Here is a 23,959-nt window from a genome sequence, read left to right as displayed (position 1 = left end):
AAGAAAACACTGGGTAATGCGGAAAGTAAAAAAGCCGGCCCGGTGGCCGGCGGAGACAACGAGCCAGTCTGTAGCGCTATGACAGCCTGCCCGGCGAGGGGGATACGCCGGATCAGGGGAGGTGTAAACTCACCTCCTGGTTACCCCTGGTGGTGGGCATCGAACTGTTTCCAGGTATCGGTCAGGTCAATCACCTGGCGGGTTTTGCGGGCTTCATCAATCTTAATCGCGGTCAGGCCCGCTTCCAGCGCATCCACCACCGATACTTTCAGCGGCGTGCCCTGGGTAATGTGTTTGACAATCTCTTCTGCCATCAGCGCGTCGGCCCCGTAGTGGCCGTCGTAGGCATTGCCGCTGTAGGCGGTATCCACTTCTTTTTCGCCGGTGCGGGCGTTGTGTACGCGGAAATAGTTGCGGACAAAGTCCCCCTCGGCCATCCCGTCAGTGCCGATGACACAAAAGCGGCGAAACTCATCAGGGACGTTGAGGTTGGCGTGGAACGACAGGGCAGCCCCGCTGGCATACTCAATCATTGCCGTCTGGTAGTCGACAATATCCGCATCGCTGTCAAATACTGCATCGGTCGATGACCAGCCACTGGGTTTTACATGGTAGACCTCTGAGTCTGCCGTCACGGCCCCCTGTGGAGCATGCTGCGGAGTGAATGACTTCCGGCCACCGAAGCTGGCCACCCTGACGGGACGTTCGCCGATCAGCCCCTGATAGAGATCGATATCATGGCAGCATTTTTCCAGAATATAGGGACCGGCATACTTCTCCAGCCGACGCCAGTCACGCTGAAAGAATGCCCCGTGATAGGGCTTAATATGCTCGGTGGCTTCGATCGAGGTAATTTCACCCAGCTGGCCGGCATCCCGGGCGGCCAGCAGATCGTGATAGAGGGGGGAGTAACGCAGCACCAGCCCGACCAGAATACGGTCCTGACCATATTCGCGTACCAGCTTCGCCATTTCCATCGTCTGCGCTTCGTCAATCACCACCGGCTTTTCAGTAAACACGCGATAACCCGCCGCCAGTGCCTGACGAATATGCTCAAGGTGCATGAAGTTAGGCGACCCCACCAGGATCAAATCGAGATCGCCATGCTGTAACAGCGCGTCCACTGAGCCATAAGCCGTACCGGCAGCGATACCAACGTTCTGGAGGTTCGCCAGACCTGCCGGGGCCGGGTCGTAATAGCCTGCCAGTTCAAACGTCGCATCGGCTTTGCTGAACTCGTGAACGACATGGGACAGGCGGAAACCCAGACCGATAATGCCTACTTTCATGTTAAAACCCCTGACGGAAATGCCGAAGCATGAGGTAACGGTAAGCTGACCCGAAAGGGGCGTCAGCTGGAGATTATCTGACCACCAACTTATTACGACAGAAAAAGTAATGTCAATATACGCGCCATCACACTTACGGGATAAAAATCTTAATATATTGATTTTAATCAATTTAACATTGCATGATTTTCGTCATATTTATTTGTTATTGCGATTTAAGTTTTTTTCACCTATCGTTCGCACACTACAGTCACCTCTGTTCACCTGGCTTAATTGGGAGGAAACGCGTGCACCCAGACTATCTCCTCGGTATTGACGGCGGAGGCACGCGCAGCCGTGCGCGGCTAACCGATTACAGCGGCCGCGTGCTGGCCGAAACCACCGGCGGACCGGCCAATGTCTGGTCCGATTACGCGCAGGCTATCCAGGGGACAGATCAGCTTATCGCCCGGACCATCGCAGAAGCAGGCCTGCCGCCCGATGCACTGACCAGAACCGCCCTGGTCGCCGGACTGGCCGGGGCCAATGTCGCCTCGGTACAGGCACGCCTCGCCAGCTGGCGGCCTGCCTGTGCCGCTGTGCAGGCCATCACCGATGTTGAAATTGCCTGTGCCGGGGCGCACGACGGCCAGCCAGGTGCCGTGCTGATTGTCGGCACCGGCAGCCAGGGTGCGGCCTGGAACGGGGAGCATTTTACGCTGCTCGGCGGCTGGGGCTTCGCACTGTCAGACCAGGGGGCAGGTGCCGACCTTGGCCGCCGGACCCTGCGTCTGGCGCTGCTGGCCCATGAAGATATCATCGCAAAAACGGACTTGACTCACAGCGTGATGGCGCGCTTTCAGCAGAGTGCAGAGTCAATGCTACTCTGGACGCGCACCGCCACGCCGGGCGACTGGGCCAGCGTCGTGCCCGACGTGTTTAGCGCCGCCCACGCTGGCGATCCTCATGCCGTGGCGCTGATCCAACAGACTGCTGACGACATCGCTCTGCTGGTGCGCCGTCTGCACCGCCTTAGTAACGGGCGCATTGCCCTGATGGGCGGGCTGGCCTCACCTGTTGAACGCTGGCTGCCTGACGCGGTCCGCACGCTGCTGGTGGCTCCCCGGCAGGATGCCCTGGCGGGCGCACTTTATCTGGCCCGCCATAACGCCTCACTGGCAGAAACAAGGGATATATGACCGCGCCAAACGTAACCGCGCGCATTCTGCGCCTGATTGTTGAAAATGCCCCCATCAGCCAGTCCGACCTGAAAGTGCGGACTGGCTTAAGTATGTCGACCGTTTCCCAGGCCACTAACCGCCTGCTGGCCCATGAGGTCATTCAGGAACTGGGCCTGCGCCGCGTATCGATGGGGCGGCCAAAAACGCTGCTGGGCCTCAACCCTGACCGGGCCAGCGTGGTAGGCATTCAGCTCAATGCTGAACGTAACCTGATCGTGATGACCGATCTGAACGGTAACCTGCTCAGTGAACAGCAGATCCCGTCGGGGGCAATGACCCCACGTCAGCTCAGTGATGCGCTGGCAAAATTTTTGCGCGGCGTGGAAGGTAAACGCGTCGGTGCCATCGGCCTGGCGCTGTCCGGCCTGGTGGACGCGGAGCAGGGCATCTGCATCCGTTCCAACGTGCTGGACTGGGATAACGTGCCGATAGCACAGCTGCTTGAAGCGCGCTTTGACCTGCCGGTGTTTATCGAAAATGACGCTAACGCGATGGCCCTGGCAGCGATGGTGTTTGGTCAACTGGGAAACGTACAGTCGGCGGTGATCGCGACCTATGGCAAAGGTATTGGCGCAGGTATTCTGCTGGATCGTCAGCTCTATCGCGGGCGTCACGGTAAAGCCGGAGAGATTGGTCATGCGTTACTGGGTGACGGGTCATTACGTCTGCTGGAAGAAGTGGCTTCTTCAAGGGCGGTGCTTCAGCGGGTCAGCGGACCTGAATCCACGTCAGCCACGCTGAAGTCGCTGGACAGCAATCCGACACCGGAAGTGCTTGAAGCGCTGGAAGAAGCGGGGCGACATCTGGGGATCTCCCTGGCCAACCTGTCCATTGCCTACGATCCGGACGTGGTCTATCTGGCGATGGAGCCGCAGATGGCATCCCGTATTCTGCTCGATCATATAACGCTTAACTTCCAGGCCTATCGTCTGAAGCTGACGCCGCAAACCACGCCGCTGCAGTTCCTCACCGAGTCGAGCCGCATGTGGGCGCTGGGAGCCGCCGGGTTTGCCATTAATAAGCTGCTGGATCTGCTGGCCGCCCGGGCCAATGACGAGGCAGAATCGCCGGTATAACCGGCGGATGTCCCCTGATGCGGTGGCGTCCCCTTTGTGAGCGGTCCGCCCGGTGTCTTACCCCGGCCCGACTAGCGGATCCGCTGCCCCTGCTCATCAAACAGCAGACAGTGGGCAGAGGGGATCGTCCACGTCACCGGCGTCCCTATCTCCCGCTCGTGTACCTCGCGCTCTTCCACCACCAGCATGGCGTCGCTGCCGGTCTTCAGGTACAGATAGTTGGTGTGCCCCAGTAGTTCACTGTAGGTCAGCTCCGCGCTGAAACGTGCGGCCGGGCCCTCCCCGCTGAACGGCTGGAAATGCTCGGGCCGGATGCCCAGCGTCACCCGCTGCCCCTCATGGCAGTCTGAATGCAGGGGCAGCGTCAGCATGTCGATGCCTAAAGACGGCAGGCGCAGCTGCACTTCTCCGGCCCGACAGGCCAGCACCTCCCCGGCAATAAAGTTCATTTTTGGCGACCCAATAAACCCCGCCACGAACAGATTATCCGGATCGTGATACAGGGAGAGCGGAGACCCGACCTGCTCAATGCGCCCCTGGCGCAGCACCACGATGCGATCGGCCAGCGTCATCGCCTCCAGCTGGTCATGGGTCACATAAATCATCGTGTTCCCGAGCGAAGCGTGGAGGCGGGCAATCTCAATGCGCATCTGCAGGCGCAGCTCCGCATCCAGGTTAGACAGCGGCTCATCAAAGAGGAAAATACGCGGATGACGAATAATGGCGCGGCCAATCGCCACCCGCTGACGCTGGCCCCCCGACAGGGCGCGCGGGTGCCGATCGAGTAATTCGGTCAGGTGCAGTTTGTCAGCGGTTTCTGCAATCGCGCGGGCGATCTCTGCCTTGGGTTTTTTTGCCACCTCCAGCGGGTAGGCGAGGTTGCCGCGCACCGTCATATTGGGATAGAGCGCGTAGGACTGGAAAACCATCGCCACGCCGCGTTCGGTGGCCGGACGCTGCGTCATGTCCTCTTCATCAATCAGCAGCTGCCCGCCGCTGATCTCCTCCAGCCCGGCAATCATCCTCAGCAGGGTGGACTTCCCGCAGCCGGAAGGCCCGACAAAGACCACAAACTCTCCGCTGTTAATGGTCAGATCAATGCCTTTGATCACACTGATATGGTCGTAAGACTTTTCAACGTTCTGCAATCGCAAACTGGTCATCGGCTGCCTCACTCAGAGTAACTGGCCCATATAAATGGCGTTGCTGCGCAGCAGGGGCCGGAAGCCCATCCGCTCGTAAAAAGCACACACCTGCTCGTTTTGCAGACTGACGCCCAGATGAACCCCACGTACCCCTGAGGCCCGCAGCGCATTCAGCTGATGCTCAATCATTTTGCGGCCCCAGCCGCCTTTCTGCTGCGCCGGTAACAGGTTGATATGCAGATGGGCAGGCCAGTCGCTGACCAGCTCTTCCGCGGCGGTCTCAGGATGGCGGATACTGTTCAGCAGGTTGCCATCCAGCGGGGCTTCCGGCTGGCGCTGGCGGTACTGCTCTTGTAAGGCAGGCCACCATGATTCATTCAGCCGGGCCTCAAACGCCCGCGTATCCGGTGCGGCCACAACGTAACCCATCACTTCACCGCCGACGTCGAGCACAAAGGCGAAGTTGGGTGCAAAGCGGGCATAGGGCACAGCAAAGCGCTGACCGGGATAGTCCGGGTCAGAGTAGAGCGCCGTGGCGTCCTGACCGGCATGGGCGGTTTGCAGACAGATGCGGTACAGCGCCGGATAGTCTGCGGGGGTGGCCGCACGGATCCTACTGGGATTATTCATTTTCTCTTCTCGTTGGTCAGCCATTGAGCCATTTCAACGTTAATGAATGCCGACTTAGTTTTCAAGATGAAATAATTGCGTTACTTCACAAAGCGGGGCGAACGCACGCCCCCAGATGGCCCGGTAACGGTTACAGAGGCCGTCAGCACCCCTGTAGCCCTGCGGCTTTGGTTAGTTAACAAGAGAGTGCGGTGGCGACAATTCGCGGCGGCATATGATTTTCATATGGTTTTACAGAGGCTTAGTTTTCAGACCATTTTATCAGTGCATCGTGCTGGCAGTGCAGAGTCATAGCGGATTGATCGCCAGAGGTACAGCGTTCTGGCGCGATAACCTGCGGGTCCGCTGCGCAACCTGCTGATTTTTCGCCCCGGATCACAGTGCGGAAATTCCCCCCGACAGGGGTTTGACTTTGTTTTCCTATTAAAGTAAGTATTGAGAGATACGATAATAATCGTGGCGTCAGTCTGCGGGATGAGCAGATGTCGAGATGAAGGGATGCCCATTCCGTGATGGAGAAACCGAGCACTATGTCTAATTCATCTGTTCGTTCGTCCCAGTTTCGCGCTTCCGTACGCCTGCTCTCACGCCTGATTGCAGCGGGTACGCTGGCCGGATGTCTGGCGCAAAGCGCCCATGCCGCCGTCACGCTTAATGAATGGGATATCTACAACTACCCGCAGCAAACCGCCGCCGTGGATGAAGGGATTAAAGCCTTTTCCCAGAAAAACCCGGGCATCATTATTAACCGCTCCGTGCACTCCTTTGAAGACACCCGCATTCCGCTGAAGCTGGCGTTAACCGCCGGGGACGGCCCACAGATTGCTCAGGTCAATCAGGGCGGTGGGGATATGGGCTCGCTGGTCAAAGATAAGCTGCTGATCCCGCTGGACGGTTATGCCAGCACTTACGGCTGGACCCAGCGCTTCCCGGACTCCATCCTCAAGCGTAACCGCTGGTCTGATAAAGGTGATTTCGGCAGCGGTAAGCTTTACGGCGTGGCCAGTCTGGGTGAGATGGTCGGGCTCTACTACAACAAAGCCCTGCTGGATAAAGCCGGGATTGCCGTACCGAAGACGCTGCCGGAGCTGGAAAGCGCTATGGCGAAGCTGAAAGAGCAGGGTGTAGCCCCGATGATGCTGGGCCTGCTGGACGGCAATATGGGCCAGCAGATGCTGAGTACCCTCTGGCAGGCACAGATCGACAGTAAAGACCGTAAAACGCTTGATGATCTGATCTATGACGTGGGCGGTAGCTTCAAGGATCCGAAACTGACCAAAGCCGGAGAGATGCTGAAAAGCTGGAATGATAAAGGCTGGTTCTTCCCGGGCTTCCAGGGCATTGGTAACGATGATGCGGCCACCCTGTTCCAGAACGGTCAGTCAGCCTTCCTGATCAGCGGTACCTGGTACCTTGGCCAGTTTAAAGATAATAAAGATATCCACTTTGCCGCCATGCCGGCAGGTGCCGGGGTCACGCATCCTTTGATGGTCGGCGGTACGGACCTGGCCTTTTCGGTGACCAGCACGGCAAAAGACAAAACCCAGCAGGATGCAGCGGCGACCTTTATTGACTACATGGTGTCAGACGCCATGGCTGACCGCTGGTTAAAAGCCGGTTTCCTGCCAGCCAGCTCGAATAAAAACGCGCAGGTGCCTGCCGATAATGTGCTGCTGAAAGAAGCCTGGCAGGTGTGGTTAACCCTCAATGAGCATGACGGGCTGGGCCACTACGTTGACTGGGCCACGCCGACCATGAACGCCGAACTGAATCAGAACGTCCAGCTGCTGCTCGGTGGCCGCCAGACGGTCGATAAGATGGTGACGAACTTTGACGACAACTATCAGCGCTACCTGAAAAGCATGAAGCATTAAGCCGCATGGCCCGGCGGTACACTGCCGGGCCTAAAGACGTTCTGGCCTGTGAGTACGTTTATGTTGAATCTGAGTCCCTGGCGTAACTTTCTTTATCTTCTTCCGGCCGTGCTGGTGTACGCCGTGTTTATCCTGCTGCCGCTGCTGGCCTCGCTGGGCATCAGCCTGACGGAATGGGATGGCACCTCATCACCGCTGTTTGTCGGTATCAGTAACTATCTGCGCATGTTCAGCGACCCGGTATTCTGGATTGCGCTGGGCAATAATGCGCTGCTGATGCTGTTCTATACGCTGCTGCCGATCGGCATCGGCCTGCTGCTGTGCAGCTTCCTGAATGATATGCGCAGTAATACCGAGCGCAGCCTGCTGCGTATTCTCTTTTTCCTGCCCTACATCATGCCGATGGCGGTGCTGGGCGTGGTGTGGCGCTGGCTGTATAACCCGGCCTTTGGCCCGATTGACCAGCTGCTGCGCGCCGTGGGCCTGCCGCATCTGGCACTGTCGTGGCTGGGGGACTTTACCTGGGCACTGCCGGCGGTCGGGATGGTGGCCACCTGGTACTTCTTTGGCTTCTGTCTGGTGCTGTTTATGGCGGGGCTACAGCGCATGGATCCGTCGCTGCTGGAGGCGGCCGACCTTGACGGGTCATCACGGCGGCAGAAGTTTATGCGCATCACGCTGCCGGGGTTACGCCCCGAAGTGCGGATCGCGCTGCTGCTGACCGTCATTGCCAGCCTGAAAACCTTCGACCTGGTGTACGTCATGACCCAGGGCGGCCCCGGGACATCCACAATGGTGACCAATATCTTTATGTACAAGCAGGGCTTTGACCTGCACTATTTTGGCTATGCCTCTTCGGTTGCGGTCTTCAGTATGCTGATCGTGCTGCTGATTAACTGGCTGATTCTTCTGGCGTTGAAGGAGCGTTGATCATGAACAAAACGCCGCTGAGTTCCCGCGCGCTGATTTGGCTGGTGGCGCTGCTCACCATCCTGCCGTTTCTGCTGGCGCTGCTGACCTCATTTAAAACGCAGATGGAGCTGTTTCAGGGCGTGTTCACCTTGCCCGGTTCACTCAACGTGAAAAATTACATCACCGCCTGGCAGCAGGGACACTTTAACGTCTACTTTCTGAACTCCGTGCTGGTGGTGATCCCGGTCGTGATCTGCAGTCTCTTTCTCGGCATCCTGGCCGGCTTCGGCTTTGCCTGGCTGAAGGTGCCGGGGAAGCGGGCGATCGCCGCCATGTTTGCGCTGGGTATGGTTCTGCCCGGCGAGGCATTTATCATTCCGCTGTATCACGAGCTTCGCTGGATGGGGCTGACCAATACCTATCTGGCACTGATTATCCCGCAGATTGCGCTGTCGCTCCCGTTCACCACGCTGATGATCGCCAGCGCTTTCCAGCAGGTACCGAAAGAGCTGGTGGAAGCGGCGGTAATGGACGGTGCATCACGGGTTAAAATCCTCTGGGGACTGCTGGTGCCAGCCATTGGACAGACGCTCTCCACCCTGGCGCTGCTGCTGTTTATCTGGACGTGGAATGAGTTTCTGATGCCGCTGATACTGGTCAATAAAGATGAACTGCGCACGCTGCCTATCGGCATGATGCTGTTCCAGAACCGCAACACCATTGATATTCCGGTGCTGATGGCAGGAGCGATGATCGTGATCCTGCCGCTGATGGCGGTGTTCTTACTGTTCCAGCGTAAATTTATCAGCGGCGTGACGGAAGGGGCAGTGAAGTAACCGGGACGATAACTTCAGGGGCGGCGCTTTTCCAGACGGATATCCCCGTCGCCGATATCGGTTTCATTCCCCCATCCGGTATGGCGGTAAAACGCCGCTGCACGGGTGCGCTTTCCGGTTTCCAGCCAGGCGCAGGGATGCAGGGTGAACAGCGCATCCTCCGCCACGCTGACCAGCCGTTTGCCGATCCCTTTGCCCTGATGACCGGGAAGAACAAAGGCGGCAAACAGGCAGGCTTCCTCCGGGATAATCATCGAAAAGCCGATGATTTCTTCGCCCTGCGTGGCAACCCACGCACAGTCTGACGCCGCTATCATGGCGCTGACCGACGCCTCTGTAATGCCCAAAGCCTGCATTTCTTCGCGGGTCATCACATTTTCCTGCACTGAGGTGCGCACGGTAAATAAACCGTTAACATCGGAGGGCACGGCTACGCGTATCCTGACAGACATGACATTTCTCCCTGGCCGGGTTAACGGCCTTTTTCTTTTCTGACTAACGCCGGGTAACTGTACTCCGCTGAGTGGCCGGTGCGGATATCCAGCACCCGGTAGCGGGCATCGGGAAAGCGACCGTTTTTGTCGGTGATCAGCAGGGCGCGTCCGCGTTGGTCATTAAACATTTTTCCGGCGGGATAGGTTGGCGCATCCGGGTTCTTGCAGGGACAGTCTGACTGGCAGGCCATGATGTTGCCTCACAGAAGGGGTAAGGGGTGTTGTCACGGTGTCTATTCTGCCACAATGCGCGGCAGAATAGGGCTGTTCATTTCGCGGGTGAATTAAAAAATGAAGTTTTCATTTCCTCTGATCCTTCTGCACTGGCTGACGGTATTGCTGCTGCTACTGGCCTATGGCTCTATTCTGATCAGCGACTACGCCCGGCCGGGTAGCTGGCACGGCTACGCCATCGCCGTCACCCACGTCACCGCCGGGGCCACCGTCTTACTGACGATGGTGGCGCGACTGGTGATACGGCTGCATCAGCGGTCCCCGGCCATCATTCCGCCCCCGAAACGCTGGCATACCGCGCTGAGTCATCTGACCCATGCCTGCATCTATGCGCTATTCATTTCCCTGCCGGCCCTGGCGCTGGCGTCACGCTACTTCTGGGGAAGTGAGTGGAGCCTTTACGGTCTGGCCATGCCCTTTAGTCAGACCGCCCGTCCGGCGCTTTCCGCCAGCCTGAACCACTGGCATACCGTGCTGGCACCTGTGGGCTACTGGCTGATTGGCATCCATGCGCTGGCAGCACTGGCTCACCATTATATTCTCCGCGATAACACCCTGATCAGGATGATGCCGTCACGGCAAAAAACGAGCTGAAGATCACACTTTTGTCACCCGCGTGGCTGATAATATGCAGCCCACAGAAGCGAAAACCTACGGGGGAATTGCCATGCCAGATATCATGCCCGCCCGCTGCCACTGCGGTTCGGTGATGTTTAACGTCACGCTGGTCGACGGGCTGAACACCGCCCGACGCTGTAACTGCTCCTTTTGCCGGATGCGCGGTGCCGTGGTGGTCTTTGCCTCAGCGCTGGATATCACCAAAGGCCAGGAGAGCCTGACCGAGTACCGTTTTAACAGCCGGGAGGTGGCACACTATTTCTGCGCTGTGTGCGGTATTTATACCTTCCATCAGAGCCGATCAAATCCGCAGCAGTACGGGGTTAATGCCGCGTGCCTGGCCGGGATTTCCCCCTTTGACTTTGCCTCGGTTAACGTCACGGATGGCATCAACCACCCGAAAGATGGCGGAGCAGGCGGCATTGCCGGCACGTTGTCCTTCACCCCCACACCGCCCGATGATCATTGAACATCACTGAACACGGCTACCAGCGCTGATGCACCCAGGGGGCAATTTTATCGTCATACAGACGTTTCAGCGCGGCCAGCGTCTCGTCCGGCAGGGCACTCATCGCGCTGGCACGGGCGTTACCTGCCGACTGGACGGCATTTTTTGCACCGGGGATCACTACGCTGACGCAGTCATTCATTAAGATCCAGCGCAGGGCGAACATGGCCATCGTGTCATCTCCCTTCACGTACTGGCGGATCGCCTCCACCGCCTCAAGGGCGACATCCCACGGGACGCCAGAGAAAGTTTCACCTTTATCGAAAGCTTCACCGTTGCGGTTAAAAGTACGGTGATCGTCGGCAGAGAAGGTGGTGGCCGCCGTCATCTTGCCGGTCAGCAGGCCAGAGGCGAGCGGCACCCGGGCAATAATACCGACGTCGCGACGCTTCGCCTCGCGCAGCAGCAGTTCGGCCGGTCGCTGGCGGAAAATGTTATAAATCAGCTGGATGGAGGCTACGTTGGGGTATTCCAGTGCCTTCAGACCTTCCTCGACCTTTTCCACCGACACGCCGTAATGGCGAATTTTCCCGGCCGCCACCATCTCATCCATGACTGCAAAAACCTCCGGGGTGTAATAAATCTCGGTTGGCGGACAGTGCAGCTGCACCAGGTCCAGGGTTTCCATTTGCAGGTTGTCGCGTGAGCGATCGATAAAAGCATTCAGATTTTGGGCAGTGTAACCCTGTGCCTCATGGGGGGAGAGGCGGCGGCCCAGCTTGGTGGCGACGAACGGACGCTCTCCTCCGCGCTGGTTCAGCACCTCAGCAATGATTTTCTCTGAGCGGCCGTCACCATACACATCAGCGGTATCAATAAAGGTCATACCGGCATCCAGCGCAGCATTTAAGGCTTCCCGGGCATCGTCCAGACTCACTTCACCCCAGGTGCCGCCAATTGCCCATGCACCGAATCCGATCTCCCCGACCCGCTGGCCTGTTTTGCCAAGCATTCTCTGTTTCATCATCGCTTCCTTCATACGGTTAGGTAACGCGGGTGAGCGCGTGCGTACGCGCGTCGCCGCCTGAATCATTTCATCAGCTTAACGTTTACGCCGGGGGATAACCCGTGCTAAAAGATGAATGCCATTCATCCTGACAGTTAACCTGGTTCACCTTTCTATGGAACGTGTTGATTTTGCCGACCTGCAAATTTTTCTGACGGTGCTGCGCTGCCGCAGCTTTAAGCTGGCCGGTATTGAGCGCGGGTTATCATCATCAGCGGTGAGCCATGCGATACGGCGGCTGGAGACCCGCTTAGGCGCACGCCTGCTGAACAGAACCAGCAGAGCGGTCTCTTCTACTGCGCTGGGCCAGGACCTGGCCGAAAAGCTGGCAGGGGGGTTTGACGCCATCGCCGCCGCGCTGGAAACCCTGAATGCCCCCGGCCGGGGCAGCTTTGGTGTGCTGAGGTTGAATGTCTTTGCGGATGCGGCGCATCAGCTTATTGCGCCTGCGCTGCCTGAATTTGCCGCGCAGTGCCCGCAGGTGCGCTTAACCATCGTCGTGGAAGACCGGCCGGTGGATATCACCGCCGGAGGATTTGACGCAGGCATGCGCTACGGCCATCTGGTGCCGGAGGATATGGTTGCCGTACCGCTGACCGGGCCGCAGCGGTGGATAGTGGCCGGTTCCCCTGATTACCTCCGACGCCGCGGAACGCCACAGACGCCTGCCGACCTGGCCGGCCATCACTGTATTCAGCTACTGCTGGGCGATAACGCTTACTTTCGCTGGGAGTTTGCTGGCCCGGACGGCACTTACAGCCTCAGTGTGCCCGGCTTAATCACGCTGAAGGATACGGCCACCTCGATATCGGCGGCAAAGGCAGGTATGGGCTTAACTTACGTGCTCGAGTCCCGTATAAAGCAGGAGCTGGCAGAAGGGACGCTGGTCAGTACCTTGCCGGCACACGCTGCGCACGGTGACCCCTTTAACATTTATTACAGCAGCCGCCGGTATGTGCATCCTGCGCTGAGAGAATTGGTGAATATCATTCGTACCGGCAATGGCCTGCAACCCTTGCCCGCGATTCCGAGCGTCACGCTGCAGGAATAGTACCGGTCCGATACCCCTCTTTGTCTATAACCCTAATGACTATCAGGCAGATAACAATGAACACTATCCTGGCCGTGCTTCTCACCCTGACATCGTTTTCCGCTATGGCCAACGCGACACCCGCCGCGCTGAAACCGGTTCCTCTGATTGCCATAAAAAAACAGAGTGAGCAGTATCATGAGGTCTGTCAGGCGATAAAGAGCGGATGCCCGGCGGAGTCAACGCTCTGGCGGGAAAAAGGGGACGGGAGAGCCGTTTACTTAACCAGCCCGGGGCCCACATTAATCAGAATGAACAGGGCGAATGGCGAATGGGTGATGGATGGCCGCTGGGACTTTAGCCACCACGAAAGCCGCGATAACAGCGATGACGGCGAGCTGACCCGCAGTGAGGTTGCTCTGTTTCCGGCACTCTATCCTCTGAGCCAGACAAAACAGGCGGTGGCGCTGGTATCCACCTGGTCAACGGGGTACTCCGGCGGCGGGCGGGAAGAAGCGTATGCCGACTTTCTGATGCTGAATGCTGACGGGGGGGTTCAGACCGCATTCAGTAATGTTCCTTTTTCCTCACGGGAGATGATCCGGGCCTGTTTTTCTGAGGAAGATTATGCCAAAAAATCGCACTGTCATGATGAAAGCTGGCGCATTCTTACCCTGCAGTTTACAGACGAGGGCAGGGAGTATTACAGCTGGAAATTTATCACCAAAGCCTCGGACTGGCCTTCCTTTACTGATAAATCGGCCATTACCGTCGGCGTAACGGAGAAGACAGCCTATCCCTTCCAACCCGATACGTCAGCGCAGTAATCATGGCCGAAAACGTCGCGTTAACGCGCGTGTGGCAGGGGCAGCGTCACCGTATCCTGATGCTCCGGGGTAAAGCGCTGCCCGGCTCTGGCTAACAGTCGCCTTAATACCGATCGGAATTCATCAAGATCGATATTATCAATCTGACTGCCGACCACAATGGCTTCTGAAATATCCTGCATCGCAGGCCAGCGCGTCTTGTAATTGGCATAAACGGCGATAGCCGGAATATTATAGGCGCTGGCCATATGCAGAACAGATGTATCCGGCGTGATGGCAAAGGTCGCGTTTTTTATCACTGCCGCCGAGCGTGCAATCGACGGGGGGAGTGAAATACGGTGTACACGGTTATAAAGCCGGGTTAATGCGGTCGCTTTATCGCAGCCGTCAGGGCCGTGAACAATCACTACAGGCATTTTTGTTTCACCGGTAATCCGCGCAATCAGCTTTATTGCCGTGGCCAGCGAGAAGGTGCGCTCCGCTACGCTTCCGTCCAGATTAAGGGCAATATACGGATCAAACTGCCGGGTTTCCTGACTCACTTCGTCCAGCACATGATCACTGAGGGGAAATTCAAACGCGGGTCTGACTGACGGAAAACCCGCTTCTCTCATCAGCACTGACCAGGTCATGGGCACGGGCGCACGGAAAACTTGATCCATTCGGGAGGCTATCTGACACAAAGGTGAATAACACTTCATCGTTAAGCCCACGGCCTGTAAATTTGTTTTTGCCCTTAACCGGCTGATAAAGAGCATGGTTTTGAAGTTCTTTTTACGCATAGCCTCAATGCAGAGATCCGGTACGCCGTATTCCTTTCTTATTTTCCCGGCTACCGCCTTAATGTCCTGATACGTTGCCTCGTCCTGACAGGGCATACTGATAACGGTCAGCGTTGTGTGCCTGAGCGTGAGGGCGTCGAAGACGGGTCTGTTGAGTCGCGAAGCCACGATGATCAGGCGATCGATGCGGTGATACTCCAGCGAACGGATAAGTGGGAATATGGACATCGCATCCCCGATCTGGTCGGGAATATGAATAACGGCAAGGGAAACAGTGTCAGTGTTTATTGCAGCTGCTGGGTAGTCGTAAAAAGAATAGGCAAAGTGCCTCAGCCCGGACAGTAATGACATATTACGACACGCTCCCTGCGAAAATAGTCATCCCTTATGACCAAACAGGCCGCTGATTATAACGGCCCCGAAGCGGGGCCTGTAAGGTAATATTGCTCCGGCCCCCCTTCAACACTACCAGCCCCTTTTCGCACGTTGTGTTTGTTCCGGCGTCAGCAGGCCCGGCCCCTTCAGGCTGCCGTACCCCGTACTGCCCGCCGGTGCCCCATACGGAAGAACACCAGACCGGCAACAGAAAAACCAATCAGGGCAATAAACATCACCGGCGGTGGGGTAAAACTGAGTAAAAAACCGCACAGTACGGGGTTAATCGCACCGCCGATATTACTCAGATTCTGCATTCCGTAGTAACTGCCTTTCATATGGTCGGGCGCAATGAAATCGATAAACATATACTCCACCGGGATGACGATCAGTTCGCCAAAGCTGAAAATGACCATCGCCAGCATCCACAGCAGCACCGACGGGCCGGCCAGCATAAATCCGGCCAGACCGAGAATAAAGAACAGCGTGCCGAAAAATAGCCATTTGAACAGGTTATCCTGCTTCATACCGCTGCTCATCACGTACTGAAAGGCAATCACAATCGTCGCGTTAGTGATCATGATGGCACCAATCACTTTATAGGCATAAGCGGCATCGGCGATAATGATCAGGTACTGCGACAGATAACCGGTGAACTGCCCGAAGACAATCGACCCGCAGGTGCTGCCCAGCGTAAACCAGACCAGACAGCGGTCTTTGAGCAGGATAGAAAACGTCTGGCGCAGACCGGGTTTTTCCAGCGGCTTCAGCTCGATATCATGACGTTCCGGGCGGTCAGGAATATGGCGTAATCCCACCATCAGGGTGATAACAGTTCCCAGCGCCAGCGTGCCGGAAATCATAAACGGCAGACGGGGATCAAAACCAGCCAGCCAGACGCCAAGCGAGGACCCCACGGCCCAGCCGACATTGATCAGCGTGTAGTTCATTGAAAAGGCTTTGACCCGTTTTTCCACTGGCAGCCAGGCGGCAATGCAGGCCTTAATGGTAATACTCAGAAGGGCGTATGAGGCATTGAGCAGGGCGATGACCATCACCACGCTGCCCACTTCCGGCAACAGCGGCAGTAAAAAAAAGCTGAGTGCAAACAGGCTGACTGAAAAACCAATCAGCTTACGGTGACTGAACCTGTCAACCAGATAACCGCCGTAAAGACTGCTGAAGATGCCGATGGCCACGCTCGCCCCCATGATGAGACCGACGCTTTCAGGCAGCAGATGATAGTGCTCAGTCAGATAAATAGTCAGGAATGGCAGCGTGACACCACGACCGATGGTCAGCACCAGGGAGCCTGCAAGCAGGGCAAGAATAAGCGGCGGCATTCCTTTCATTTAGTTCACATTCTTCCATCAAAATATTAACAACAAGTCCTGTTACTCTACGCGGTTACGCAGGATTTTTTGTGTCGTTAAAGCAACGTTTATCAAGGTGTTAATAAGACAAAATGCTACAGAAACTTCTTATTGTGGTGGGGAATAGGGACACCGCGATCCGCTGTTTCTGCCCACGCCGCTGACGTGAGCAGAAGCGCCATTATTTTTTGCGCGTCAGGGTGATACGGGTCAGTTCCGAGGGGCGTCCTAAGCGTACCGCCATCCCCGGCCAGAGCCCGGTTCCGTTGTTCACGTACAGCTGCATGCCGTCGACTTTGTACAGGCCGGACACAAAACCGCCGTTGGGCGCGGCAAACAGGCGGTCAAACCCCAGGATCAAACCGCCGTGCGTATGCCCGGAAAGCTGAATATCCACCCCCTGCGTTGCATTCTGGCGGGCATTTCGCGGCTGATGGTCAAGTAACACCACCGGCGCGTTGTCCGGTGCTCCGGCCAGTGCCTTGCTCAGATCTGACCCTTCAGCCCCCCGCGCGGACGCGGAGGCGTCCGTCAACCCGGCGATCACCAGCTTTGCGCTGCCGCGAGTAATAACAGTATGGCGGTTGAGCAGGGGATGCAGCCCCAGCGTGGCCAGATGCGCCGTCCAGGCTTCCTGCTCAAAAAAATACTCATGGTTGCCGGTGATCGCCAGGACACCGTCGGGGGCCTGTAATCCCCGTAACGGTGCCACGTCCTGCCTGCGGTTTTCCAGCGTACCGTCAATCACGTCCCCGGTCACCACAATCAGATCCACGTTCAGTGCCGTGGCCCGCTTCACTAATTCCGCAGTCCAGCGGGCATTAAACAGCCGGGTGATATGTAAATCCGTTAACTGCAGAAGCTGATAACCTTCAAACTCTTCCGGCAGATTGGCAACCGGGATGGTGACATCCTTCAGAGCCGGCACGCGGATGGCCTGCTGCACGCCGTAGGTGGCCAGGCCGATGGCCAGTATGGCAGCCAGGTAGCGCACGCCCGGGACGATGGTCAGCGGATGCCTGACCAGCATTGAGATCAGCGTCACCGCATCAATCACGATCTGTATGAATGCAAGGAACAGCACGACACTGAAGGCCCAGTTAAACAGGATAATCAGCGTTCGCGGCATCTCCGGGGCAAAAACACTGCCAGAGGTAAAACGGCTGACTAACAGGTACTGGGTGGCCAGCAGAGCCAGCAGCGACAGGATGATTTTTAACGCCAGGGGCAGGGACAGCGGAACGATAAACCGCCCAATGACATACCAGGCGGGGAGACTGAAAATAAGGTGAAACATCATTATTTCCCTAACAAAAGTGCGTACTTACGCAAAAAAAATGAAAACAGCGGATTTTATCGACTGACGGTTAACCTGTGACGACGAAAACGTGAAAAAGGTGTCAGATCAGAGGCCATTACACAGTACACTTCTTACTGAATCAGAGATTAACCCTGGAGAGCGACTGATGAGTAATGACGTACCCCTGAAATTTTATGACATCGTAGATGAGTACTCGACGGAAACCACCCAGCCGGTGCAGGAAGCCGATCGCACACCGCTGGCACACTATTTCCAGCTGCTGATCACCCGCCTGATGGACGGCGAAGAAATTGGTGAGGATACACAGAAAGAGATCGCCAGTGAAGCCGGTATTGACGCGGAACGGATTGATGAAATCGCCACGTTCCTGAATCAATGGGGCAATGAGTAGCCGCTGATGCCGGTGATGTGAATTTCACTCGGGCATTCACATCACCTTCATCACGTGGCACGTTTCTCTGCCCGCTATCATCGGGTCACCGGCAGAGCAGGGAAGTGAGGTCTCAGTAAAAATCCTCCCATTCGCCCCGGGAAGGCATCGGGGTCGTGCAGGGCTTATATTGAATGACAGATCCCATTTGGGCATTATCAATGGGTTTCACCGTGATCGTCTGACCGTCCATCAGCGACCCCGTATCTAACGTCAGTTTAAAATAGCGCCGCCGGGCGTTGGGGACTGTGTTATCACAGGTTTCGGCAACTTCAATATACAGGCCGGTCAGATACAACGCGGTAAAGCCGAGTGAGCCGCTGGCGGGGAATTCGCCCTTATAAATAGACTCTTTATTCGAGGTGCCACAATTCTTGCCACCGCCGCCCAGTGACGGAATGCTGAGGCAGAAAAACCGGTCGGGGCCAGGCACGAGCTGGTAAACTTTTATCGCCGTAGGGGTCAGCGGCCCACCGTTCTCATCCTCTACGCGCACGGTGAGGTGCAGCGGTTTGCGTAAAAGATGATCTTCCTTGTGCGTCATGCAGGTAGTCAGGGACAGTGTTATAACGGCCAGCGTGGCCAGGAGAGGCAGTAATTTCATCGGTGATGTGATTCTCTGTGATTCAGTCCCGGAAAACCGTCCCGTGCTGACGACCTCACAGGGGGAAACGTACAGGATTGTAGCACGTTATGTCAGACCGGCACGGGTGCTTCAGTAAATAGCCCTTGTCGCTGCATCACCGAATAGTATTGATAACAGGGATATTTACATGAGATTTATTGCTGCCATTATTGTTTTAACGTCATTCACCTCTTCTGCTCAATCTCATGCCATCGAATGGAAAACACGCTGTGATGACGAGGGATTTTCACTGCCAGTTGATCAACAAAGCCATCCGTTAGTGGTCAATGAAAATCAGATAGTAATATCGGTTCATACGAAACGTATTGACGCTAATAAGATTGGGTTCTTCCTGGATAAGACGCTCGATCTTGGCACGGGAGGCATGACGCTTAACTGGGACAACTTTAGTAAAACAGCAAAAATAGCGGATATGACCTTTAAGGGCAGGGAAGGCGTATTTCGCTGGTATGGTTTCTTTGATAAAGATCAGCAGAAACGCGTCTGGGTGGCGCAACCTGACTTTGTGGAAACCTATGCCCAAAATGGCCAGATTAAACTGATCACATGTGATTAATTTTCCCATTACTCAGTAGGCAAAATATCCGCGCGAACGGCGATAGTGGTAAATATAGTCCCGTGAAAACCGCAGGATGCTTTGTTAACACGGATTTTATTAGATATAAAAGGGCGGGTTCTCTCACCCTTCGTCACCAGAACGCGTTTAGTTCAGCCGCTGACCTTGTTCATCAACCACTCTCTCACCGTCCTCTTTCGTGAACGCGCCTTTCTGTGCATCAGGAAGAATATTCAGCACGACGTCAGAAGGGCGGCATAGCCGGGTACCCAGCGGCGTCAGCACGATGGGGCGATTGATCAGAACAGGATGCTGCAACATAAAGTCGATTAACTGATCGTCAGTAAAGCGATCTTCCGCCAGCCCTAACGCTTCAAAAGGGTCGACATTCTTACGCAGCAGCGCCCGTACCGAAATGCCCATATCCGCAATGAGTTTGACCAGTTCATCTCGTGAAGGGGGTGTCTCAAGATAATGAATAACGGTCGGCTCTTTACCGCTGTTGCGGATCAGCTCAAGGGTATTGCGTGACGTGCCGCAGTCCGGATTATGGTAAATAGTGATGTTGCTCATATCAGTATCCTCGCTCTAATTGAAAGACAGACGAAGCGCCAGTGCAGCCAGCGTGAACCCGTTTAAAGGCATCGATATAGTCATAACAGCCTTGCAATAACTGAGCATCGCCATTTTCTGTCAGGGGAAACCGGTAGGCATAATCATGAATTATCTTCGCCAGCTGTCGCTGTTCCGCGGTTAAATTGACCATATTCTCTCCTCAGTAGTAGCGTCAGAGGAAGGAGATATCTCCTCTGATTTCCTTCGTTATCAGGCACAACAGCGATCGTTCCAAGAATCACGATAGTTAATATTTCCTTCCGTATATTTCCAGGTAATCGCCTCATAACGCAATTCGAGTGTTTCAAGATGGGTGCTGCTCATGCCATTAGGGGCAAGGTAAGGAGAAATCGTCGTAATTTTGACGTTTTCCAGGACGATATTGAAATATTCAGATTCAATGCCCGATTCCAGTATTCGGTACATTTTCATCGTTGCTTTTTTCAGTGTGCGGCCTTCACATATGGCGCGATACAGAATAGGTGTGGTTTGGTCAAATTCTTTCACTATCGTGATCGGGCTATGAACGCGCGTTCCGGTGAGTTTTCCCCAGCTGGGATCTACTGGAATGGTTACACCATGTGAAAATGATTTTAATTCGATGGAACCCAAACGCAGGGGCATTAAACAACTGCCAATAATCGGCGATCCGTTTTCATCTTCAAGCCATAAACACGGGAAAGCGTCCGATATACAGTCGGACGCGAAACGGAAAATAATTCAGCCAAACCGCTGAATGGATAGTTGAGCGCGTATCGTCAGCCAGTAGTTTAAAAAGTTGAACCGGTTGTAACATGTTAGATCCCTCTAAACATAGCCATACAGATATAATATTTCATATCTGTATATTTTAACAGCATCGTTTAAACAACGGCAGGTTTGTATGACGCATTTACCCCTAATCGAATCTGAGTTCGTGCGGGGGGCCATTGTCCGCAAAGCTGGCCATCACCAGTGGGCTACACAGCCATCAGACGGGCAGGGAAGTCGCGTTCCTGTGTGAATTCTGGTGTGCCATACCCCTGCGAAAATCGCAGAATTCACGTAGCGCGATCATCTTTTATTTTCATTATTTATGAGGACAGTGCTGTACGGCTGACGCTGACAGGGCTGATTTTTCTGAACGGTTGATGATCCTTCAGTACCCGAACATAGCTTTATCAGGCGGGTTAACGCCATGTTGGTTCAACACATAAAACTGCAGCGGATGACTGAACAGCGATGGAATGTTGTTTATCGTCGGGGATTGGTCATAGTCCCGGGCAAACCGCGACGGCTGTTCGTCAGCCCGGCAGCACCGGACTCCCGGAAGCGGTTCATCAGACGCTGCACCTGACGTTCAGTGAGATCCAGCTGACGCTTTTCAACAACGCCCTGGATCAGCGGCAAGCGGTGAAGTTCTTTATAGGACATGGTTACCAGCATCAGAAAAGATCTCCCAGAAAGGTGAAAATGCGCCGTATCTGGGTGACATCATAAACTAGCTAAAAAGTGACATTATCAAAGGGGACTTACAACTTAGGTGCGTATAATGTATATTATGTTAAATTGAATATCAGATCAGGTACCCGGCCGTGGGCTTTGCTCACGGGTACCTCGCCTGCCTCTCTTTGCCGGAGCCGTTCAATCTTTTGCAGGCGTCCCCTGATGGAAACGCATCTGCCAGTGACCGACCTTTGCAGACCAAATCCAGATAGATGTTCGCATGGTCCTGTTAGCCGTTATCCCTGTCGCATCCCGTTGCGTACTGATGTAATTCAGCAGTACCACGCCATCGGCGAGCATGGTCAGTGTAAAATCACCGGCTTCGATGGCTGTTCGATCACGTTCCTTCGCCAGCGCGTCAATGACTTGCTGCCGGCTATAGCGTATCCCTGACCGGCCAGTCTCTGTAAAATCCTGATGCAGCAACGCATTAACCTGCTGCGCATCATGCCGAATAGCCGGCTGATGCAGTTGGATTTCCAGCCGCTGAAGGACCAGCAACAGCTCAGATAAATCAGTCAAGAGACCTCCGCAGAACTCTGGAAATGAAAAAATAAGGGTTAACTAAAACCGATCGCGCTACGTGAATTCTATGAGGTTATCAGGGGTATGACGCGCCAGAATTCACACAGGAGCAGCAAAAAACGCACCTCCCTGCCCTCTGATGAGACTTATCAAGATCGCAGCAGTTCGCCAGTCTGGTGACAGGTAGCGTATCAACGCGGCTTTCAGTATGGATGCGCAGAGTAAATTTTATTCCTGTTGTGACCCTGGATGACAACATAAAGAGACATATCCTACATATATCGCCGGGGATTCTGATTTTTTAAGCATGCGGTATTTGACAGAATAATCCCATACCAACTTTGGAATATATTGGGAATTCAAATGAAAACATTGCTTAACTACACCAGCCAGCGAGGAATGCTTCGTCCACTCACCTGGATGACGCTTATTGTCAGCGGTTGCATGTTCTGGGGGATGCTATTCATGACACTAAGCCGTTGATCTGCCAGGTGCCGGAGGTCATCGCGCTGTGTATAGAGGCCATTGTCAGGCACGGATACAGCTGGATTCGTCACATTTTATCCGTCTGATCAGACCATTTTTGCCATAGGGAAAACGAATGTCATGCCACTGGCGGACACCGGACTTCTCTGTCCCGATCCATTGACTTTGCCCCGGATAGGTTGAGAATGTCCTTTGCATTCAATCCTCAGATAAAACCGGAGCTTATCATCACCCGTTCCCGTCGCATTGCCTCTGCCGCCACCGCGAAAAAAGCCAGCGCTTTCATTGTGGCCGCCGCGCTGTTACTGGCCAGCTGCTCCACCCAGCCACCAAAATCTCTGGTCACGCCGTTTCCCTCTCCGGTTAAACCGCCGGTATCAGGCCAGCCCGTGCAGAGTTCACAGCCGATGCGCGGCGTCTGGCTGGCAACGGTATCACGCCTTGACTGGCCACCGGTCTCTTCGGTGAATGTCAGCAGTGCGGCCCTGCGTATCAGCCTGCAGCAGAAGGCGCTGACCGATAAGCTGGATAAGCTGAAACGTCTTGGCATCAACACGGTATTTTTCCAGGTGAAGCCTGACGCCACCGCACTGTGGAATTCTAAAATTCTGCCGTGGTCCGATATGCTGACGGGCAATATCGGCGACTATCCCGGCTACGATCCCCTGCAGTTTATTCTCGATGAAGCGCACAAGCGGGGCATGAAAGTGCATGCCTGGTTTAACCCCTATCGCGTTTCCGTTAATACAAAATCGTCCACGGTGGCGGAGTTGAACCGGACGCTGTCGCTCCAGCCCGCCAGCGTCTTTGTGCTGCACCGCGACTGGATCCGTACGTCAGGCGACCGCTATGTGCTCGACCCGGGGATCCCGGAGGTGCGGGACTGGATCACCAGCATCGTGGCCGAGGTGGTGGCAAACTACCCGATCGACGGCGTGCAGTTCGATGACTACTTCTATGCAGAGTCTCCCGGTTCTGCGTTGAACGACAGCCAGACGTTCCGGCAATACGGCCAGGGGTTTATCAGCAAGGCCGACTGGCGGCGACACAATACGCAGCAGCTGATCGAACAGGTATCCCGCACCATCCGGCAGCTGAAACCGGGCGTTGAATTTGGCGTGAGTCCGGCAGGCGTCTGGCGCAATCTCTCGCACGACCCGGCGGGTTCGGATACACGCGGTGCGGCTGCCTATGATGAGTCTTACGCCGATACCCGCCGCTGGGTGCAGCAGGGACTTCTCGATTATATTGCGCCACAGGTTTACTGGCCGTTCTCGCGCCAGGCCGCCCGGTATGACGTGCTGACAAAATGGTGGGCCGATGTGGTCAGGCCAACGAAAACCCGCCTTTACATTGGCATTGCGCTGTATAAAGTGGGCGAACCGTCAAAAACTGAACCTGACTGGACGGTACAGGGTGGCGTGCCGGAGTTGAAGAAGCAGCTCGATTTAAATGAATCTCTTCCCGGCGTCAGCGGTACCATTCTTTTCCGCGAGGACTACCTTAACCGGCCGCAGACTCAGGATGCGGTGCGCTATCTGCAAAGCCGCTGGGGCGATAAATCCAAAACACAATAAAATAGCTTACAGGATCAGCGAGTTCTCGCCCGCTGGTCCAGTCTCCTCTGCAAGATCCTCGCAAAAGTTTCTACCAAACTCAGGCCGGT

25 protein-coding genes and 2 pseudogenes are annotated in these 23,959 nt (G+C 55.4%); 12 read left to right on the top strand and 15 right to left on the bottom strand.

The features are described 5' to 3' along the window. Positions 1-140: 140 nt before the first annotated feature. The gene (locus tag ACZ3HG_RS03110; RefSeq protein ID WP_191935874.1) at positions 141-1,289 is read right to left on the bottom strand and encodes a Gfo/Idh/MocA family protein; all 1,149 of its coding nucleotides are present in this window, start codon (positions 1,287-1,289) and stop codon (positions 141-143) included. Positions 1,290-1,576: 287 nt separating this feature from the next. Between ACZ3HG_RS03110 and ACZ3HG_RS03105 the strand changes: the two genes are divergently transcribed. Together ACZ3HG_RS03105 and ACZ3HG_RS03100 are read left to right on the top strand one after the other, a co-directional pair. Further along, positions 1,577-2,467 (top strand): BadF/BadG/BcrA/BcrD ATPase family protein, encoded by an 891-nt coding sequence (locus tag ACZ3HG_RS03105; RefSeq protein ID WP_191932384.1) that lies wholly within the window; start codon positions 1,577-1,579, stop codon positions 2,465-2,467. Continuing rightward, positions 2,464-3,585: an ROK family transcriptional regulator gene (locus ACZ3HG_RS03100; protein WP_191932383.1), complete on the top strand. Its 1,122-nt coding sequence runs from the start codon at positions 2,464-2,466 to the stop codon at positions 3,583-3,585. Before ACZ3HG_RS03105 ends, ACZ3HG_RS03100 begins: the two co-directional genes overlap by 4 nt. A 71-nt stretch (positions 3,586-3,656) precedes the next feature. Here the strand turns inward: ACZ3HG_RS03100 and ACZ3HG_RS03095 are convergent, their stop codons facing one another. Together ACZ3HG_RS03095 and ACZ3HG_RS03090 are read right to left on the bottom strand one after the other, a co-directional pair. Then, on the bottom strand, positions 3,657-4,748 hold the full coding sequence (locus tag ACZ3HG_RS03095; protein WP_191932382.1) for an ABC transporter ATP-binding protein: 1,092 nt from the start codon (positions 4,746-4,748) through the stop codon (positions 3,657-3,659). A gap of 12 nt (positions 4,749-4,760) precedes the next feature. Continuing rightward, complete coding sequence (locus ACZ3HG_RS03090; RefSeq protein ID WP_465331797.1) at positions 4,761-5,360, bottom strand: GNAT family N-acetyltransferase; 600 nt, start codon at positions 5,358-5,360, stop codon at positions 4,761-4,763. Between the two features lie 530 nt (positions 5,361-5,890). On the opposite strand from ACZ3HG_RS03090, the gene ACZ3HG_RS03085 reads away from it, so the two are divergent. The 3 genes from ACZ3HG_RS03085 to ACZ3HG_RS03075 are packed head-to-tail and all read left to right on the top strand — an operon-like array spanning position 5,891 to position 8,982. Then, a complete protein-coding gene (locus tag ACZ3HG_RS03085) occupies positions 5,891-7,234 on the top strand; it encodes an ABC transporter substrate-binding protein (RefSeq protein WP_465331795.1) in 1,344 nt (447 codons plus the stop codon). Positions 7,235-7,294: 60 nt separating this feature from the next. Beyond that, entirely contained in the window at positions 7,295-8,164 is an 870-nt protein-coding gene (locus ACZ3HG_RS03080) for a carbohydrate ABC transporter permease (RefSeq protein WP_191932379.1), read from the top strand. Positions 8,165-8,166: 2 nt separating this feature from the next. Continuing rightward, positions 8,167-8,982: a carbohydrate ABC transporter permease gene (locus tag ACZ3HG_RS03075; protein WP_191932378.1), complete on the top strand. Its 816-nt coding sequence runs from the start codon at positions 8,167-8,169 to the stop codon at positions 8,980-8,982. A 14-nt stretch (positions 8,983-8,996) separates the two neighbouring features. Here the strand turns inward: ACZ3HG_RS03075 and ACZ3HG_RS03070 are convergent, their stop codons facing one another. Both ACZ3HG_RS03070 and ACZ3HG_RS03065 read right to left on the bottom strand, forming a co-directional pair. After that, entirely contained in the window at positions 8,997-9,434 is a 438-nt protein-coding gene (locus ACZ3HG_RS03070; protein WP_191932377.1) for a GNAT family N-acetyltransferase, read from the bottom strand. Positions 9,435-9,454: 20 nt separating this feature from the next. Then, entirely contained in the window at positions 9,455-9,667 is a 213-nt protein-coding gene (locus tag ACZ3HG_RS03065) for a hypothetical protein (RefSeq protein WP_062743257.1), read from the bottom strand. Positions 9,668-9,767: 100 nt separating this feature from the next. Here ACZ3HG_RS03065 and ACZ3HG_RS03060 point away from each other — a divergent pair, with 100 nt between their 5' ends. Continuing rightward, positions 9,768-10,304 (top strand): cytochrome b/b6 domain-containing protein, encoded by a 537-nt coding sequence (locus ACZ3HG_RS03060; protein ID WP_191932376.1) that lies wholly within the window; start codon positions 9,768-9,770, stop codon positions 10,302-10,304. 73 nt (positions 10,305-10,377) lie between these two features. Further along, a complete protein-coding gene (locus ACZ3HG_RS03055) occupies positions 10,378-10,797 on the top strand; it encodes a GFA family protein (RefSeq protein ID WP_191933092.1) in 420 nt (139 codons plus the stop codon). Positions 10,798-10,813: 16 nt separating this feature from the next. On the opposite strand, the gene ACZ3HG_RS03050 is transcribed toward ACZ3HG_RS03055, so the two are convergent. Continuing rightward, a complete protein-coding gene (locus ACZ3HG_RS03050) occupies positions 10,814-11,800 on the bottom strand; it encodes an aldo/keto reductase (protein ID WP_187509148.1) in 987 nt (328 codons plus the stop codon). A gap of 157 nt (positions 11,801-11,957) precedes the next feature. On the opposite strand from ACZ3HG_RS03050, the gene ACZ3HG_RS03045 reads away from it, so the two are divergent. Both ACZ3HG_RS03045 and ACZ3HG_RS03040 read left to right on the top strand, forming a co-directional pair. Continuing rightward, the gene (locus tag ACZ3HG_RS03045; protein WP_465331790.1) at positions 11,958-12,893 is read left to right on the top strand and encodes a LysR family transcriptional regulator; all 936 of its coding nucleotides are present in this window, start codon (positions 11,958-11,960) and stop codon (positions 12,891-12,893) included. Positions 12,894-12,949: 56 nt separating this feature from the next. Beyond that, positions 12,950-13,699 carry a hypothetical protein gene (locus ACZ3HG_RS03040; RefSeq protein ID WP_465331789.1) on the top strand — a complete coding sequence of 250 codons (750 nt, stop codon included), beginning with the start codon at positions 12,950-12,952 and terminating at the stop codon, positions 13,697-13,699. A 20-nt stretch (positions 13,700-13,719) separates the two neighbouring features. On the opposite strand, the gene ACZ3HG_RS03035 is transcribed toward ACZ3HG_RS03040, so the two are convergent. The 3 genes from ACZ3HG_RS03035 to ACZ3HG_RS03025 all read right to left on the bottom strand — a co-directional run bounded on the left by ACZ3HG_RS03035 (position 13,720) and on the right by ACZ3HG_RS03025 (position 17,526). Further along, a complete protein-coding gene (locus ACZ3HG_RS03035) occupies positions 13,720-14,832 on the bottom strand; it encodes a glycosyltransferase family 9 protein (RefSeq protein ID WP_465331787.1) in 1,113 nt (370 codons plus the stop codon). 170 nt (positions 14,833-15,002) lie between these two features. Beyond that, positions 15,003-16,208: an MFS transporter gene (locus ACZ3HG_RS03030; RefSeq protein ID WP_191932372.1), complete on the bottom strand. Its 1,206-nt coding sequence runs from the start codon at positions 16,206-16,208 to the stop codon at positions 15,003-15,005. Between the two features lie 202 nt (positions 16,209-16,410). Further along, positions 16,411-17,526, bottom strand: coding sequence for a metallophosphoesterase (locus tag ACZ3HG_RS03025; RefSeq protein WP_465332566.1), 1,116 nt, complete (start codon positions 17,524-17,526; stop codon positions 16,411-16,413). A 169-nt stretch (positions 17,527-17,695) separates the two neighbouring features. On the opposite strand from ACZ3HG_RS03025, the gene ACZ3HG_RS03020 reads away from it, so the two are divergent. After that, on the top strand, positions 17,696-17,941 hold the full coding sequence (locus tag ACZ3HG_RS03020) for a YmjA family protein (protein ID WP_062743265.1): 246 nt from the start codon (positions 17,696-17,698) through the stop codon (positions 17,939-17,941). A gap of 112 nt (positions 17,942-18,053) precedes the next feature. Here the strand turns inward: ACZ3HG_RS03020 and ACZ3HG_RS03015 are convergent, their stop codons facing one another. Next, positions 18,054-18,584 carry a hypothetical protein gene (locus tag ACZ3HG_RS03015; protein ID WP_191932371.1) on the bottom strand — a complete coding sequence of 177 codons (531 nt, stop codon included), beginning with the start codon at positions 18,582-18,584 and terminating at the stop codon, positions 18,054-18,056. A 169-nt stretch (positions 18,585-18,753) separates the two neighbouring features. Here ACZ3HG_RS03015 and ACZ3HG_RS03010 point away from each other — a divergent pair, with 169 nt between their 5' ends. Continuing rightward, positions 18,754-19,182, top strand: coding sequence for a hypothetical protein (locus ACZ3HG_RS03010; RefSeq protein ID WP_465331784.1), 429 nt, complete (start codon positions 18,754-18,756; stop codon positions 19,180-19,182). Between the two features lie 147 nt (positions 19,183-19,329). Here the strand turns inward: ACZ3HG_RS03010 and arsC are convergent, their stop codons facing one another. The 5 genes and pseudogenes from arsC to ACZ3HG_RS02985 all read right to left on the bottom strand — a co-directional run bounded on the left by arsC (position 19,330) and on the right by ACZ3HG_RS02985 (position 21,804). Then, on the bottom strand, positions 19,330-19,755 hold the full coding sequence (gene arsC / locus ACZ3HG_RS03005; protein ID WP_465331782.1) for a glutaredoxin-dependent arsenate reductase: 426 nt from the start codon (positions 19,753-19,755) through the stop codon (positions 19,330-19,332). Positions 19,756-19,810: 55 nt separating this feature from the next. After that, positions 19,811-19,948, bottom strand: a pseudogene (locus ACZ3HG_RS03000) (arylsulfatase regulator); the annotation flags it as partial. Positions 19,949-20,007: 59 nt separating this feature from the next. Further along, a complete protein-coding gene (locus ACZ3HG_RS02995; protein WP_465332564.1) occupies positions 20,008-20,490 on the bottom strand; it encodes an Hcp family type VI secretion system effector in 483 nt (160 codons plus the stop codon). Positions 20,491-21,054: 564 nt separating this feature from the next. Then, a pseudogene (locus tag ACZ3HG_RS02990) lies at positions 21,055-21,222 on the bottom strand (ISNCY family transposase); the annotation flags it as partial. Between the two features lie 198 nt (positions 21,223-21,420). Further along, positions 21,421-21,804 carry a nuclear transport factor 2 family protein gene (locus ACZ3HG_RS02985; RefSeq protein WP_191932366.1) on the bottom strand — a complete coding sequence of 128 codons (384 nt, stop codon included), beginning with the start codon at positions 21,802-21,804 and terminating at the stop codon, positions 21,421-21,423. A gap of 674 nt (positions 21,805-22,478) precedes the next feature. On the opposite strand from ACZ3HG_RS02985, the gene ACZ3HG_RS02980 reads away from it, so the two are divergent. After that, complete coding sequence (locus tag ACZ3HG_RS02980; RefSeq protein WP_191935885.1) at positions 22,479-23,870, top strand: glycoside hydrolase family 10-like protein; 1,392 nt, start codon at positions 22,479-22,481, stop codon at positions 23,868-23,870. Positions 23,871-23,959: the final 89 nt, after the last annotated feature.

The organism is Erwinia sp. PME.40.26/001, from assembly GCF_055556675.1.
Note: the sequence above shows the minus strand (reverse complement) of the source record. Positions and strands in the feature narration are given on the sequence as shown.

Bases quoted from the DNA above. Each gene is read 5' to 3' on its own strand.
- ACZ3HG_RS03110 (WP_191935874.1), bottom strand. From the start codon at position 1,289: ATGAAAGTAGGCATTATCGGTCTGGGTTTCCGCCTGTCCCATGTCGTT.
- ACZ3HG_RS03100 (WP_191932383.1), top strand. From the start codon at position 2,464: ATGACCGCGCCAAACGTAACCGCGCGCATTCTGCGCCTGATTGTTGAA.
- ACZ3HG_RS03095 (WP_191932382.1), bottom strand. From the start codon at position 4,748: ATGACCAGTTTGCGATTGCAGAACGTTGAAAAGTCTTACGACCATATC.
- ACZ3HG_RS03090 (WP_465331797.1), bottom strand. From the start codon at position 5,360: ATGAATAATCCCAGTAGGATCCGTGCGGCCACCCCCGCAGACTATCCG.
- ACZ3HG_RS03085 (WP_465331795.1), top strand. From the start codon at position 5,891: ATGTCTAATTCATCTGTTCGTTCGTCCCAGTTTCGCGCTTCCGTACGC.
- ACZ3HG_RS03080 (WP_191932379.1), top strand. From the start codon at position 7,295: ATGTTGAATCTGAGTCCCTGGCGTAACTTTCTTTATCTTCTTCCGGCC.
- ACZ3HG_RS03075 (WP_191932378.1), top strand. From the start codon at position 8,167: ATGAACAAAACGCCGCTGAGTTCCCGCGCGCTGATTTGGCTGGTGGCG.
- ACZ3HG_RS03070 (WP_191932377.1), bottom strand. From the start codon at position 9,434: ATGTCTGTCAGGATACGCGTAGCCGTGCCCTCCGATGTTAACGGTTTA.
- ACZ3HG_RS03065 (WP_062743257.1), bottom strand. From the start codon at position 9,667: ATGGCCTGCCAGTCAGACTGTCCCTGCAAGAACCCGGATGCGCCAACC.
- ACZ3HG_RS03060 (WP_191932376.1), top strand. From the start codon at position 9,768: ATGAAGTTTTCATTTCCTCTGATCCTTCTGCACTGGCTGACGGTATTG.
- ACZ3HG_RS03055 (WP_191933092.1), top strand. From the start codon at position 10,378: ATGCCAGATATCATGCCCGCCCGCTGCCACTGCGGTTCGGTGATGTTT.
- ACZ3HG_RS03050 (WP_187509148.1), bottom strand. From the start codon at position 11,800: ATGAAACAGAGAATGCTTGGCAAAACAGGCCAGCGGGTCGGGGAGATC.
- ACZ3HG_RS03045 (WP_465331790.1), top strand. From the start codon at position 11,958: ATGGAACGTGTTGATTTTGCCGACCTGCAAATTTTTCTGACGGTGCTG.
- ACZ3HG_RS03040 (WP_465331789.1), top strand. From the start codon at position 12,950: ATGAACACTATCCTGGCCGTGCTTCTCACCCTGACATCGTTTTCCGCT.
- ACZ3HG_RS03035 (WP_465331787.1), bottom strand. From the start codon at position 14,832: ATGTCATTACTGTCCGGGCTGAGGCACTTTGCCTATTCTTTTTACGAC.
- ACZ3HG_RS03030 (WP_191932372.1), bottom strand. From the start codon at position 16,208: ATGAAAGGAATGCCGCCGCTTATTCTTGCCCTGCTTGCAGGCTCCCTG.
- ACZ3HG_RS03025 (WP_465332566.1), bottom strand. From the start codon at position 17,526: ATGTTTCACCTTATTTTCAGTCTCCCCGCCTGGTATGTCATTGGGCGG.
- ACZ3HG_RS03020 (WP_062743265.1), top strand. From the start codon at position 17,696: ATGAGTAATGACGTACCCCTGAAATTTTATGACATCGTAGATGAGTAC.
- ACZ3HG_RS03015 (WP_191932371.1), bottom strand. From the start codon at position 18,584: ATGAAATTACTGCCTCTCCTGGCCACGCTGGCCGTTATAACACTGTCC.
- ACZ3HG_RS03010 (WP_465331784.1), top strand. From the start codon at position 18,754: ATGAGATTTATTGCTGCCATTATTGTTTTAACGTCATTCACCTCTTCT.
- arsC (WP_465331782.1), bottom strand. From the start codon at position 19,755: ATGAGCAACATCACTATTTACCATAATCCGGACTGCGGCACGTCACGC.
- ACZ3HG_RS02980 (WP_191935885.1), top strand. From the start codon at position 22,479: ATGTCCTTTGCATTCAATCCTCAGATAAAACCGGAGCTTATCATCACC.